The sequence below is a fragment of the Streptomyces cinnamoneus genome, assembly GCF_014650495.1.
GTDB lineage: Bacteria > Actinomycetota > Actinomycetes > Streptomycetales > Streptomycetaceae > Streptomyces > Streptomyces cinnamoneus.
On the sequence record NZ_BMVB01000003.1, the window covers coordinates 290162 to 303794 of the forward strand.

The following is a 13633-nucleotide window of genomic DNA, read 5'->3' on the forward strand; positions in this document are numbered from 1 at the left end:
TGGAGGACGGGGCGGCGCTCGACGCCGGCCCGCCGACGGGCCCACTGTCAGTGAGTGCGGCTCGTGTTCCGGCCTGCCATGCATCAAGCCTGTCAGCCGGCTGCCGCGACGTCCGGGAGCCGCGGCGGGGTGCCCTGGGTCCACACCACGCGGAGAGCCGAAGCCGAGATTCGCCACCCGTTGGCCGTCCTGAGCAGTTCGTTGTCGGCATGTCCGGCGGAGATGAAGACGCTCTCCGAGCCGTCTGCCAGAACATGGGTGCTCAGCTGGGCGCTACGGACAGTAGCCCGGTCGCCGTCGATCTCGATGACGGCGTTGGTGCTCAGGTGCACCGTCCGGTCGAACATGGCCATCCCGCGGCTGACGTGGTCCAGCAAGGCATCGCGACCGTGAACAGTGCCAATGGGCATGTCCGCAGTGACGTCCTCAGTGTGGAACGTACGAGCCCACTCCTCGTCGAAAACCCCGTCGTCCAGGGAGCGCAGGTAGCGGTCCATCAGGTCAGTGATCTCTGCCCGGTCGGTGAGGGTCTGCACCGTTCGGTGCATGTCATCGGCGTTCATGACGAGAACCCTCCTGCCTCAAGCGCACTTGAGGTCAAGCCCTCCGCCCTCGTTCCTCCCGGCATTCGTCGGTCAGGCGGCCGGAGGGGTGGGTCCGGCAGCGCGGATGAGCGGATCGATCAAGCCGGGGAAGCGGTGCTCCAGGTCGGCATGCCGGAGCGAGATCAACCGGTGCTTGCCTTCTTGCCGGGTCGTGGTCACACCCGACTCACGCAGGACCCGGAAGTGGTGGGACAGGCTCGCCTTGGTGATGCCGCAGTCGAAGCCCCCACAGGGGTGCTCCTGCCCGTCCGCGAGGGCCGTGACGATCGACAGGCGTACCGGGTCGGCGAGCGCGTGCAGCACGGAGATCAGGTCGATCTCGTCGGGTCCGGGGTGGTGAAGGCGGCTCATGCCGACATGCTACGGTCACTTAGACAGTTAGCCAATCGTCGAAATGAGTTGTCGTGCCCACCATCCTGGACCGCTACTTCGAACTGTCCGACGTCGCCGGCAACGACGAGCATGCCTTCGCCGAGTTGATCGCCCTCTTCGCACCCGACGCCACCGTCGAGCCCAACGGGGTGGCCGCGGTGGACGGCACCGTCGCCATCACGGACTTCTTCCGCGGCTTCTTCTCCCGCAACGCCGAGCTGAAGCACGTATGGACCGTCACCCGGGCCCCGGACGGGCTCGCGGCCTCATGGGCTGTCGCCGGGCGTCGCCAGACCGGTGCGGTCTTCGCTCTCGCCGGGCAGGACGTCGCCCGCCTCGACACCGACGGCAAGATCAAGCACCTTGAGATCAGGGTGTCCTGAAGCCCTCATGTCTTCACGCCCTCTCCCGGTGGATCGCCGGGAGGGGCGGCTTCACACTCCGGGTGCGGGTCGAACGGCGATCCCGTTCCGCTCAAGCAGCGCCGCCGTCACCCCGTCCCCCGGCATCAGCTCCCCGGCGAACGACCCGTCGTACACCACGCCCCGTCCGCACGAGGGACTGCGCGGCATCAACAGCGCGTCTGTGCAGCCTCCGTTCCGTGCCGCCGCGAGTGCGCGCCGTGCTCCGTCCACGAACTCGGCCGTCACGTCGCGCCCGGTGTCCTCGACGACCCGCGCCGTCCCGTCGAGCACGTCGTGCCCGTCGCCACCCACCAGCTCCGCCGGCCGTCGCGGAGTTGCGAGCCCGCCCGCGACCTCCGGGCAGAAGGAGACGACCTCGCGGCCGGCCACTGCCTCCTCGATCTCCGACGACGCCTTGTGACGTCCGTCGAACCGGCACGGCACGCCGCGCAGACACGCGCTGACCAGGATTGCTTCCATGCCGTCAGGCTAGCCACACCGGCACGGTGGCCCGGCGTGATGCGCGATTGCGTGGTCTGCGGCCCCCGCCGTCCGCGGCGTCAGGGCGAGATCGTCGGCGCTGCACTCGGCGAAGAGGTCCGGGTCGTCGAGCGCACCCGGGCCGAGACCCAGGCGGAGTTCGACCGCCTGGGCTGGGGCGGTCCCCGCCTCGAAGCCCTGCTGGAGCCCAAGCGCCAGTCGGCCGCCTGGGACTGGAAGATCTCCGACTCCGTCGAGAAGCTCACCGGAAGCGCCCCACTGACTCTGCGCGACTGGGTCGACGAGAACCTCCGCATCTTCGGCTGAGCCGACCCCGGGCACGACGGAACACTCGTCGCCCCGTTGTACGTTACCGAGCGTGCTCATGAATTCGAACAGCAGTCGCCCGTCGCGGCGGGCCTTCCTGCTCACCGCGACGGCCGGGGTCCTCGGCGCCGGCGGCTACGCGGGGTGGAACGTCTTCCGGGACAAGGACGTCGACGCGCCACCGCAGCGGAGCGCGCTGTGGACCTTCGACGGCCGGCTGCAGTTCGGTCTCGCCGGCGACGGCCACCACCTCTACGCCGTCACGGACTCCCCCGCCGGCCTTCTCTCGCTGGACGCCGCCGACGGGCGCAGGCGTTGGAGTGTGCGGGTGAACGCGGAAGCGTGGGAGGCCGGCCCGCTCGCTGTTGCCGGTGGCACCGTTTACGTCGTCAGCCGCAGCGGCGTCGTCCGGGCCCACCGGGCCGACGACGGAGAGCCGGTGTGGTCCGCCGGGCCGCTCGGCACGGGGACGCCCGACCGGCCGGTGGTGCTCGGCTCCACCGTCTGTGTCCACCTGCACCGCAACACCGACGACGAGGCGCCCACCGCGCCCGGCGTTCTGTGCGGCCTGGACGCCGCCACCGGGCAGACGCGCTGGACTGCCCCGGCCTCCGGGATCTTCCAGCCGCTGCCCCGACGGCAGCTCCTCCTCGCCCGTACCGGTAAGCCCGCCGGCTCCCCCGACGACGCCCGCTCCGTAGGCGCACTGGACCCTCTCACCGGCGAAGCGCGCTGGCAGGCCCCGGCCTCCGGGAGCGAGGAGACCATCGCCGTCGCGCCGGACGGCGGCACCGTCTACCTGCTCGACGAGGAGCACCGGCTCTGTGCGTACGACACGGAAACGGGCGAGCGGCGGTGGCGGGCGCCCGCCATGGACGGGGTGATCACCGCTGCCGGGGACGGGGGCTGCGTGTACGTGTGCACCTACCGCGGTGATCTCGCCGCGTACAACGCCACGAACGGTGACCTGCGCTGGCGGCGAACCGTGGCCAAGGGCTACTGCCGCCCGGTCGTCACCCAGCGCGACAGCCGCCTCTTCGTCGCCTCGGGGGAAGGCTTCGGCTCCGACAGCCTCTTCAGCATGAGCAGCAAGCGCGGCTACGTGCTGGCGCTGTCCGTGGACAGCGGCAAGGAACTGTGGCGTGTGGACCGCACGGAGGCGTGCTGGTCGGCCCCCGAGGTCGTCGGCGACGACGTGATCGTGACGCATGACTCGGCTTGGTGGTCCTACGACGCCCGCACCGGGAAGCCTCGCTGGCGGTTGCCCGGCGTTTCTTCCGTCATGGACGACCCGCTTGTCGCATCAGACGTCCTGTACGGGCTGTCCTCCGGGGGCGTACAGGCCCTGCGGCTCTGATGTTCGCCCCCCCGGCACCAGGGCCGGGGCCGGGGGCCGTTGGCCTGTGGGCGGCTGCATGACGTGCCCAGGGGCGTGTTGACGCACGTCACCAGGGGTGCCGGCGGTCAGCTGCGCTTGCGGGTGCGGCGCGAGCGCAGTACGAGGGCGGCGGCCGTCGCGGCGGCGGCCACGACGGCCGCCGCCGTCACCACCTTCGCGGTGACGCTCCCGCCGGCCTCGTCGGCGCTCTCCGTGTCGTCGGCGGTGGCGGCCGCGGCGCCGGTCCGGGGCGCGGGCGACGGGGTCGTCCGCTCGGCGGACGGTGACGCGGCCGGGGGGCCTTCGGTGAGGGCGGGGACGTTCACGGTGGCCTCACCGTGGCCCAGGTCGGGGAAACCACAGTGGACGGTGATCTTCCAGGTGCCCGGGGTGAGCGTCTCGCGGGTGGTGTACGTGGCCTTGGCGCCCTCGACGCGGACGAGTGGCCAGGGCCCGCGCGTGACGCCGTTGGGGTCCTGGGCGGTCAGGGTGCCCGCGACCGGCTCGTCCACGGGGTCGTCGTCGTTGTCCCAGGCGGCGACGGCCCGTACGTGGCCGTCGGGGCGGTCGCCGGTGACGGTGAAGTGGATGGTGTCGCCGTGCGCTGCGGCCGGGGCAGCCGTGCCCAGCACGGTCAGGGCGGCGATCAGCCCGGCTGCCGGGGCGAGTGCTGCGGGGCGGAAGGTCATCAGGTACTCCTCGGGCGTAGGGGGAGGGCGCGGAGGGCCACGGGAGAGGGCCGGCGACCGCGGTGGGGGTGGGGTGAGGGTCGCGGTCGCCGGCCCCGTTCCGGGGTGCTGGTCAGGCCGTCAGGATGCCTTGGCCAGGGTCCAGTTCTGGTAGCCCTGCTTGTTCGGCTCCTGCAGTTCGAGCAGGTAGCCGCCGTAGTACCAGCGCTTGCTGATGCCGAGCGTCAGGGAGGACCCCTGCGGCTGGAGGACGTACGAGCCGCCGTTGGAGGTCAGCTTCCACTTCTGGGCGGACGCACCGCCACACGGCTGCTGGGCCACGTACTGGCCGGCCGTCGCCCGGCCGTCGTTGCCCGGCTGCAGGCACTTGCCGGACTGGACGGACTTCACGCGCACGGCACCGCTGCCGGCGTCCTCGAAGGTCCACTGCTGGTTGGCGTAGCCGTGCCGCTGGTAGGCGATGGCGACGGTGCCGTTCGCGGTGGAGCTCCCCCACAGGTCGGCCGCCTGGCCGGTGAGGCTGTTGACCAGCAGGAACTTGCCGCCCGGCTTGGTCGTGCCGGTGCCGGCGGCCAGGGTGCGGAAGGAAGCGGCGCGGCCGGGGGCCGAGACCTTGCCGTCCTTGGCGCGCGCGGAGACGGTCACCTTGTAGGCCGTGTCGGGAGTGAGGCCGACGAGCCGGACGGAGGCGTCCTTGACGTCCGCGTACTTCTTGCCGTTGAGCAGCAGGTCGTAGCCGGCGGCCGAGGCGACCGCAGGCCAGCTGACCAGGGCCGAGTCCGGGGTGATCTGGGTGACCTGCGCCGCGGGCCCGGTGGACGGGCCGGGGTCGGGGGTCCCGGTGGGGTTCGGGGTGGGCGTGGGGCTGGGGTTCGGGTCGGTGGAACCGCCGCCGGCGATCAGGAAGCGGTTGTTGGCGATGTTCCAGTGCGTGGCCAGGTAGCTGCCCGGCTTCGGATTGGTGTGGAAGTAGTCGTCGTGCCCGCAGTCCAGACGGTCGTCATTGGCCCGGTCGGGGCAGATCGTCTGCATCGTGGGGTAGTACGGCGCGTCCGAGTAGCACATGATGTCCCACTCGTCGACGCAGTGCGCGGCCTTGCTGGTGTGCGGGGCACTGTTGTTGACCGCGCCGAGGTTGTGGCCGAGCTCGTGGGCGGGCGTGCTGCCGCCCCAGCAGCCGGAGTCGGTGCGGCCGTAGGACGGGCCGAAGTTGCTCAGGTTGTCCGGGCCCGGGCGCTCGTCGCCGTTGAACGTGCCGATGCCGCAGTAGACCTGGGCGTCGGCGAAGATCATGTACTTGCGGTCGCGGCGGTTGAATCCCTTCGCGGCCAGGGCGTTGTTCATGGCGCCGAACTCGGCGAGGGCGCCGTCGGTGAGCTCCACGTTCAGCACGGAGGGGGTGCAGTCGGCCTCGGTGACGTAGCGGACGTGCCGCTCGCCGCCGGTCTCCTTGGCGCTCGCGTTGTAGATGACGTCCGTCTCCGCGGCCCACTGCTTGAACGAGGCCGCGTACTGGCCGAACCGGTCCCGGCCGGGCCCGTGGACGTACAGCACCTGGACGCGGTTGCCGGTGGAGCCGTCGCCCTCGCAGAGGGTCCGCGCACCCCCGGGTGCGTTCGGGCCGGCCGGGGTGCGGCCGGCGGCGGCGACGCTGTTGCCGGTGCGGGCGTCGAGGGCGGGCGTCGTGCCCGGCAGGGCCTCGCCGGCGGCGGGCGCCTGCTTGCCGTCGCCGGTCAGCTCCGGCTTGTCGGCGGCCTTGGCGACGGGCGCGGTGTCCTTGGTGATGTCGATGCCCTTGGGGGGAGCGTCCGGGCCGTGGGTGCACAGGCGGGCGTCGGAGACCCGGTAGACGCCGACGCACGGGTCGCCCTTGGGCGCCGGGTCGAGGCCCTTGTAGACCAGGCCGCGGCCCGTGTCGGCCTTGGGCGTCTTCTTCAGCGGCTCCGGCGCGGTCCGGTGCACCGGCTGTGCGGCGGCGACGTTCTTGGCCTCGGCCGGCGCGTCGTCCGGCGTCGACGCCGACACCATGCTGATGAGGCCCGCGGCGAGCGCGGCGGCGACCGCCGTGGAGGCCGCCGCGACGCCTATCCGGCGCCGGGTTCTGCTCCGGCGGTGGGAGGTGGGTTTCTTGCGAGCGTGTGTGCTCATGGTGCAGTCCCATCGGTGTGGAGGGTCGTCGGTGCTGCGTGGGGCCGGTGAGGCCCCGGGTACCGCCGGGCCCGCTGTGGCAGGGGTGGGGGTGTCCGCGACATGACGGAACAGGTCACGGTGTCCGGGCGGGTCTGGCAGTGGCTCAGGGGGTGCGGGTGGCCGCGGGGGCCGGAAGGGGCGCGGGGGCCGGGAGGGCCGGCACGGCCGGGAAGGGCTCAGCGGATGGTGAAGGCCTGGTCCCAGTGCGGGCCGCCGGCACCGACGGTGACGTCGACGCGTACGCCGAACTCGGTGCGCGAGCAGTCGAGCACCGCCTGGCGGCCGCCGGGCGTCCCCATCCACGCGGACACGACCGCGGCGGCGCTGGGCCGGCCGCCGACCGTGGCCACGCCCGAGAAGCCCCAGTGGTCAGGGCCGACGTACCGGCCGGGCGGGGTGGAGTGCCCTCGCGCGGCAGCGGTCATCTCGGCACTGCGCCGCAGGGGGCAACAACCCCGCCGTTCCCGCTCGGCGTTGACCAGGCGGACGACCTCGCGCTCGATGCCATCGACCGGTTCGCGCGGCTCGTGCGGCTCGCCGGCAAGCCTGGTCGGCCGGGGCGCGGCGGACGTGGCGGACGTGGGAGGTGTGGCGGGCGTGGGTGATGTGGGCGAGATGGCTGAAGTGGCTGACGGCGGCGGGGTCGCGGTGGCGGGTTCCGCCGTCCGTACGGCACCACGGCCGGCGGCTGCGGAGCGGTCCGCGGCCAGGGTGTCGTCCCCGCGCGCGGGCTGTGCCGGCGCGGGCCGCGACGGGGCGGGGGTGGCTGCGGCGGTCCGGGCCGGGGCGCTCACTTCGCGCCGGCCGGCGTCGCCGGGCGCGGTGGTGACGTAGTCGCAGCCGGCGAGGATGCCACCGACGACGGCCGCGAGAACGGCACCCGTCACGACGGGTTTCGCGACCGCGCGCGAGCGCCCGGCCGCTCCGGCGTCCGGTCCCGTACCGGGGTCCAGGTCCGTACCCGGGTCCGGGTCCGTATCCGGGTCCGTATCCGGATCCAGGTCCGGTTGCCCGTCCGGCCCCGGGGACGCGTCGCCTTCCGTGGACGCGTCCGCCTCCGTGTCCGCCGGCTCGGAAGCCTCGCAGGCGGTGGGGGCGACGCGCAGGGCGGCAGTGACCCGGTCGGCCAGCGCGGCGGCGACGGGCACCAGCCCGAGGCCCGCGAGCAATCCCTCGGCCGGGACCAGGGCGGACCGGTGACCCCCGCACTCGGGGCAGCCGCGTGCGTGCCGTGCGATGCGCTTGCGCCACAGCGGGGAGGGCACTCCGTCCCACGGGGCGAGGACGTCGGCCAGGTCTCTGCAGCGCGGGGCCGTGGAAAGGGCGCGGACAACGGCCCGCGCCGTCTCCAACTGGCCCTTGATGCGCTGGACGCGGACGGCGGTGTGCTGGGGCGACAGCTCCAGCGCCGCAGCGACCTCGGTGCGCGTGATCTCGCCCGCGGCCTCCAGCCACCACAGGGACAGCACGGCCCGCTCGTCCTCGTCGAGCCAGCGGGTGGCCTCGGCGGCCTGCCGGCGCTGGCCCTCCAGGCTCAACCGGACGATCGTCAGCCCCACGAAGTCCGCGTCGGGGTCGTGCACGTCGTCCGCCTCCTGCAGTCCTGTGACGGGCGCGTCGTGGCGCTCGGTGCGCCAGTGCCGGCGTATCTGGTTGACCGCGATCGCCACGAGCCACGAACGGAAACGGCCGGGGTCGCGCAGCCCGTCGAGGCCGCTGACCATCCGGATCATGGTCTCCTGCACCACGTCGTCGACGTCCGCGTGCCCGTTCAGGGCGCGGCCGACGATGTTGTAGATCAGGGGCAGGCAGGCCGCGACGAGTTCCTCGCGCGCCGCCGCGTCCCCTGCCTGCGCCGCCTCGACCATGCCCGTCACATGCGTTTCCGTCACGCTCCGCTCACCTCGTTCCTGCCGCGCCACTGTGGCGTCCCGGCACTTGGGAGACCCGAGGGAGGCCGCCGCATAACAAAAAAGCAGCGATTCGATCGAGAATTCGTTCCGGACGCCCCTCCCCCGCGTGCTGACGGTCCGTGAGCACACGGGTGCACGTGGCCTGACGGCCGACCTGCAGGGCGAACGACTTTTTCGTTTATGAACCATTGATTGCTTATATATCGGCGTCACCGATCGTCGAGCCCAGCACGCAAGAGCACGCACCACGATCGGAAAGGGCTCACCATGACGACGAGAACGAACCGCAGGGCCACCACCCGCGCAGCGGCCATCGCCGCCTCGGCCGTACTCGCGACGACAGGGCTGCTGGCCACCGGCGACATGGCTGCGGCCCGTACCACCGACGGAAACGCCGCGGCCACCCTCTCCAGCGGCGAGTCCCTGTCCCCGGGGGACCGACTCGGCACCGGCGACGCCCACCTCGTCATGCAGGGCGACGGCGACCTCGTCCTCTACACGGCCGGCGGCGACGGCGCGGGTCCGCAACCGCGCTGGCGCTCCGGCACCACCGGCGAAGGCAACCGGGCCGTGATGCGGGCCGACGGCAACCTCGTCGTCACGGCGAAGGACGGCGGCGTCCTGTGGGAGAGCCGCACCGGAGGCGCGGACTGCCTCCACCTCCCGGTCACCAGACTCACCGTACGGCCCGACGGCGACATGTCGATCCTGACGATGCCCAACAGCGAGGCCCCGTACGTGATCAGGCTCTGGTCGGCGGGCCTCGGCCTCCAGTTCCCCTGCGGGTCCGCAGCCCGGTGAAGGACCGCGACCCGGGGTTCGAGTTCACCCTGCTCGGCCCGGTGCGGGCCCGGTACGACGGTGTGACGGTCGACCTCGGCCCGCCCAGGACGCGCGAGGTCCTCGCGGTCCTGCTGGCCGCCGCCGGGCGCACGGTGGCGCTGCCGTTGCTCGTCGACGGCGTGTGGGACGAGGGCGACCGGCCCGCCCGGGCGGAGCACTCGGCCCGTACCCACATCTGGCGGCTCCGCCGTGCCCTGGCCCGGCACACCCCCGAGCCGGTGCTCGTCACGGTCGGCGACGGCTATGCGTTGCGGGTGCCCGCCCGGGCGGTGGACGCCTGGGCCTTCGAGCGTGCGCTGGCGCGGGCCGGAGAGGTCCGGGCCGCGGGCGGCCCGGCCGAGCAGGCCCGCGAGGTCCTCTCGGAAGCCCTTGCCTTGTGGACGGGCGAGCCGCTGGCCGGCCTGCGCGGTCCCCACGCCGGCGCTCTGAGGGCACGCTTCGCAGGGGTGCGGCAGGCGCTGCTGGAGGCCCGGCTCGAACTCGACGCCGAGCTCGGTGACCGACCGCGGCTCGCGGCGGAGGCGGGTGCCCTGGTCATGGAGTACCCGGCGAGCCAGCGGCTGCGCGCGGTGCAGATGCTGGCCTTGTACCGTTCCGGCCGCCAGGCCGAGGCGTTGGGCGTCTACGAGGACACCCGGCGGTACCTGTCCGCCGAGCTCGGGCACGTGCCGCCGGGGCAGCGCGGGCCGTGCGCGGAACTGGCCGCGCTGCACCGGCGGATCCTGTGCTCGGACCCGTCACTGCGGCTTCCCGCGACCGATCCCCAGCCCAAGCCTCCGGGTGGCCACGCGTTCCCCTCCGCCGTCGGCGGCTTCACCGGGCGTACGGAGCAGGTCCGGGAGCTCACCGAGAGCCTCACGCGGCCGGACACCGCGGCCGTGGTGATCTCGGCGGTCAACGGCATGGCGGGCGTCGGGAAGACCACGCTCGCGGTCCACACCGCCCACGGGCTCGTCGACGCCTTCCCGGACGGCCGCCTGTACGCCGACCTGCGCGGCGCCGACGCCGAGCCGCTGCAACCGCACGCCGTACTGGAGGGATTCCTGCGGGAGCTGGGCACCGCCGACGAGGACATTCCCGAGGACGCCGAGGAGCGCGTGGCGCGCTACCGCTCGCTGCTGGCCGAGCGCCGGATGCTCCTGCTGCTGGACAACGCGGCGTCCTGCGAACAGCTCAGGCCGCTGATACCCGGTGCAGCCGGCTGCACCGTCCTGGTGACCAGCCGCGCCTGGCTCACCGGGCTGCCCGGGGCCCGCCACCTGCGGCTGGACGTCATGCCCCTGGCGGAGGCGCTCGACCTCCTCCGGCGGACCGTCGGCGACCGCGCCGTGGACGACGATCCCGAAGCGGCCGCCGCCCTCGCGGCCGCCTGTGGCTTCCTGCCCCTCGCCCTGCGGATCGTCGCCTCCCGCCTGGCGGCGGAACCCGGCCGGACGCTCGTGGACATGGTCCGGTGCCTGACCGACGAACGCGGACGCCTGGATGAACTGCGCACCGGGGAGACCGCCGTGGAGGCCGCGTTCGAGCTCTCCTACGCCACCCTCACCGCCGGTCAGGCGCGCGCGTTCCGGCTGCTGTCCGTGGTGGACGTACCCGACCTCGCCCTGCCGAGCGCGGCCGCCCTCCTGGGTCTCGGCACCGACGAGGCCGAGGAGCTCCTCGAATCCCTCGTGGAGCTCAATCTGCTGGAGTCGCACCGCTTGGACCGCTACCACTTCCACGACTTGGTACGCGCCTTCGCCCGGGCGAGGAGCACCCGGGAGGACTCCCCCGGCACGACGGCCCGGGCCGTCGCCGGACTCCTGGACTTCGCTCTGGCCACGGCCCGCAACGCCGACGCGGTCGCGCATTCGACGGAGCCCGGCGAACGCACGCTCATCGACGTCGCGGTGGCCTCACCCGGGCTCGCCTTCGGGACCGCCCAGGAGGCCACGGACTGGATGCGGGAGGAAACGGCCCTGCAGCGGATGCTGATCGCCCGCGCCTGCGCCGACGACACCTTGCCGCTGTCCCAGGCCGCGGACCTGATCGACCGCCTGAACACCGTGCTCTCCGGCATCGCTCATCTCACGGCGGTGACGGAACAGGCCCAGCAGGTCGCCGAGGTCGCCGCGCGGCGCGGCGACCGGCCGTCCGAGGCCCTGGCACGGTACGTACGGGGGAACGCCCTGTGGCACGCCAACTCCTTCCCCGAGGCGGAGTCCGAACTCACCCGCAGTCTGGAGCTCAGCGACGGGCAAGCGGGTGTACGGCTACGCGCCTCGGCACATCTCACGCTGTGTGCCAACGCCCGGGTCCACGGCCGTTTCGACGCGGCGGTCGTGCACGGGGAGGCGTCGGTGCGGCTCTTCCGTGCCCTGGGTGCGGCGACCGCCGAGGGCACTGCACTGGGCGAACTGGCCTTCAACTACGCCCGGCAGGGTCACCTGACCGAGGCACGGGCGGCCGCCGAGCGCGGCGCCCGGCTGGTCGGCGGACGGGAATCGGTGTCCAAGGCCATCGGGCTGTACTACCTGGCCCGGGTCCTGCGTCTGTGCGACGTCCGGGAGGAGGCCCTGCGGAGGGCCGATGAGGGCCTGGTCCTCTTCCGCGCCCTGAACGTGTCCTCCTTCGAGGCCGCGTCCGGCAATCTGATCGCCGAACTGCAGGCCGAGGAGGGGCAGTACGCGCTCGCGGCGCACACCGCGGAGACGTTCCTGCCGCTGGCCCGCCGTGTCAGCGCCATGCTGGAGGGCGGCCTGCTCAGGACCCTCGGCCGCAGCCTCCCCCACCTGGGACAGCACGCCCGAGCCGATGCCTGCCTGCGCGGTGCCCTGGACCTCTTCGAGCGGCTCCGGTCGCACCAGGACGCTCAGCAGATCCGCCACTTGCTGGCCGGTCGACGAGCGCCAGCACCACCGTTTATCCCGCGGTGAACGGAGGACGGCAGTGTCTGCGACGTGGCCACAACGGCCACCGCCCGTACCGGCGCCGGCCCCAGCACTCTCCTCAGGGAGGAACCCCATGAAGCCCGCACGCACCCTCGTCGCCCTCGGCCTGGGCACCTTGGCCACCCTGGCCGCAGTCTCCACGCCCGCCCTCGCCCAGGATGCCGGTTCCGCCCGCGCCACGACGAGCCGGCACTGCGTGGTCGACACCGACAACGGCACCAAGTCCTGCTTCTCCACCTACAGAGAGTCCGTCGCCTTCGCCACCGGCGGCCGTGTCACCGACGCCCCGAACGACATCCGGGCCGCCGTGCGGGACACCAAGTTCCAGGAACGCCTCAGCGGTCCGCGCGGCGAGCACGGAGCCAAGCTCGCGATGAACGCCTCGTCCGTGCTCGGCACGATCTACGGCGACAAGGACTTCGGCGGCGGATCGGTCGCCTTGCTGGGCAGCCGCGGCTGCACGCGCTACTCCGAGTTCGGGAACCTGTACGACTGGAACGACCGGATCAGCTCCGTCGCCTCCGGCCAGTGCAACGTCATCCTGTACCAGCACAGCAACTTCCTCGGCTTCAGCCAGACCTACAGCGGCGCCGTGCCGTATGTCGGCGACGCCATGAACGACCAGGCCAGCTCGGTGAGCTTCAGCTGACCCGCCCGGCCCCACAACCGGCACGGCACCGCTTCCCGGCGCCGTGCCGGCTCTCCGTGCCGGTCTTACTGTCCAGCGGCGGCGAACCGGCCTATGGCCCGGCCCCCGCTCAATTCCCCGGAAATTCCACGGTATTCCGCGGTCATTCCGCGGTCATTCCGCGGTCATTCCGCGATCAGGTGACCGGCCTGCTGCTCCTAGCAGGGGCTGAGCCACCAAACCCAGCCCCAGGGGGCCGCGCGGTCCTCGCTGTACCCACCGGGTGAGGTCCAGCCGACCCTGTAACTGCTGTCGTAGAACCTGGCGTACAGGGTGGATCGCTGGTTGTTGATCCACGACCCGGTTCCGTTCCAATAGATGCGGACCGGGTAATTGCAGGTGAAAAGGCGCAGCTCGTCGCCCGTGAAGTTCTGGCCGCTATAGGCACACACGTAGGTGTACGGGCAGGGCGCGAGCGCCGTCGTGAGGGCGTCACCCTTGGCGTCGAGGTCACGAGCCCGTTCCTCCCCGGGCAGCGTGAGCAGCAGCACTCCGCCGCGGTCCAGGGCAATCTTGTTCGCAGCCACCTGCGTTCCGTGCGTCTTGGCCAGGTAGGCGTCCACCCGGTCTTGCAGGTCACTGGCCTGAGCGTTGCTCAGCCCGAGGCTCCTGGCCTGCGCCGAGAAGTCCGCACCGGCACTTCCGCCGGCCGGCCCGGTTGCGGCCCAGGCGCTGGGCGCTGCCATGAGCCCGAGGAAGGCCATCAGTAGCGCGACGAGGGCCTTCCCGAATGCACTGGATCCGAACGCTGCCTGATCTCTCACTGAGTCACCTCTCTGCTTCAGGCTCTGGCACCCTGCCAGTCGTTGCCGTA

The 13633-nt window shown here is 72.5% G+C and carries 13 protein-coding genes; 6 read left to right on the top strand and 7 right to left on the bottom strand.

What is annotated here, in order from left to right; genetic code table 11:
• Positions 1-92: 92 nt before the first annotated feature.
• Together IE182_RS06255 and IE182_RS06260 are read right to left on the bottom strand one after the other, a co-directional pair.
• Entirely contained in the window at positions 93-563 is a 471-nt protein-coding gene (locus IE182_RS06255) for a nuclear transport factor 2 family protein (protein WP_190108619.1), read from the bottom strand.
• 72 nt (positions 564-635) lie between these two features.
• Complete coding sequence (locus tag IE182_RS06260; protein WP_190108620.1) at positions 636-956, bottom strand: ArsR/SmtB family transcription factor; 321 nt, start codon at positions 954-956, stop codon at positions 636-638.
• Between the two features lie 53 nt (positions 957-1009).
• On the opposite strand from IE182_RS06260, the gene IE182_RS06265 reads away from it, so the two are divergent.
• Positions 1010-1360, top strand: coding sequence for a nuclear transport factor 2 family protein (locus IE182_RS06265; protein WP_190108621.1), 351 nt, complete (start codon positions 1010-1012; stop codon positions 1358-1360).
• 51 nt (positions 1361-1411) lie between these two features.
• Here IE182_RS06265 and IE182_RS06270 read toward each other — a convergent pair whose 3' ends face one another.
• Positions 1412-1861 (bottom strand): 2-thiouracil desulfurase family protein, encoded by a 450-nt coding sequence (locus IE182_RS06270; RefSeq protein WP_190108622.1) that lies wholly within the window; start codon positions 1859-1861, stop codon positions 1412-1414.
• 36 nt (positions 1862-1897) lie between these two features.
• On the opposite strand from IE182_RS06270, the gene IE182_RS06275 reads away from it, so the two are divergent.
• Both IE182_RS06275 and IE182_RS06280 read left to right on the top strand, forming a co-directional pair.
• A complete protein-coding gene (locus IE182_RS06275; RefSeq protein ID WP_190108623.1) occupies positions 1898-2188 on the top strand; it encodes a hypothetical protein in 291 nt (96 codons plus the stop codon).
• Between the two features lie 58 nt (positions 2189-2246).
• Positions 2247-3545, top strand: coding sequence for an outer membrane protein assembly factor BamB family protein (locus IE182_RS06280; RefSeq protein WP_229844639.1), 1299 nt, complete (start codon positions 2247-2249; stop codon positions 3543-3545).
• Positions 3546-3652: 107 nt separating this feature from the next.
• Here the strand turns inward: IE182_RS06280 and IE182_RS06285 are convergent, their stop codons facing one another.
• The 3 genes from IE182_RS06285 to IE182_RS06295 all read right to left on the bottom strand — a co-directional run bounded on the left by IE182_RS06285 (position 3653) and on the right by IE182_RS06295 (position 8337).
• Positions 3653-4255, bottom strand: coding sequence for a hypothetical protein (locus IE182_RS06285; protein WP_190108625.1), 603 nt, complete (start codon positions 4253-4255; stop codon positions 3653-3655).
• A gap of 120 nt (positions 4256-4375) precedes the next feature.
• Positions 4376-6403, bottom strand: coding sequence for an RICIN domain-containing protein (locus IE182_RS06290; RefSeq protein WP_229844613.1), 2028 nt, complete (start codon positions 6401-6403; stop codon positions 4376-4378).
• A 218-nt stretch (positions 6404-6621) separates the two neighbouring features.
• Positions 6622-8337 (bottom strand): sigma-70 family RNA polymerase sigma factor, encoded by a 1716-nt coding sequence (locus IE182_RS06295; RefSeq protein ID WP_308432078.1) that lies wholly within the window; start codon positions 8335-8337, stop codon positions 6622-6624.
• A gap of 288 nt (positions 8338-8625) precedes the next feature.
• Here IE182_RS06295 and IE182_RS06300 point away from each other — a divergent pair, with 288 nt between their 5' ends.
• The 3 genes from IE182_RS06300 to IE182_RS06310 all read left to right on the top strand — a co-directional run bounded on the left by IE182_RS06300 (position 8626) and on the right by IE182_RS06310 (position 12780).
• Positions 8626-9159: a hypothetical protein gene (locus IE182_RS06300; RefSeq protein ID WP_190108626.1), complete on the top strand. Its 534-nt coding sequence runs from the start codon at positions 8626-8628 to the stop codon at positions 9157-9159.
• Positions 9156-12116 carry an AfsR/SARP family transcriptional regulator gene (locus IE182_RS06305; protein ID WP_190108627.1) on the top strand — a complete coding sequence of 987 codons (2961 nt, stop codon included), beginning with the start codon at positions 9156-9158 and terminating at the stop codon, positions 12114-12116. Before IE182_RS06300 ends, IE182_RS06305 begins: the two co-directional genes overlap by 4 nt.
• Before the next feature lie 88 nt (positions 12117-12204).
• The gene (locus IE182_RS06310) at positions 12205-12780 is read left to right on the top strand and encodes a beta/gamma crystallin family protein (protein WP_190108628.1); all 576 of its coding nucleotides are present in this window, start codon (positions 12205-12207) and stop codon (positions 12778-12780) included.
• A gap of 197 nt (positions 12781-12977) precedes the next feature.
• Here the strand turns inward: IE182_RS06310 and IE182_RS06315 are convergent, their stop codons facing one another.
• On the bottom strand, positions 12978-13583 hold the full coding sequence (locus IE182_RS06315; protein ID WP_190108629.1) for a peptidase inhibitor family I36 protein: 606 nt from the start codon (positions 13581-13583) through the stop codon (positions 12978-12980).
• Between the last annotated feature and the right edge of the window lie 50 nt (positions 13584-13633).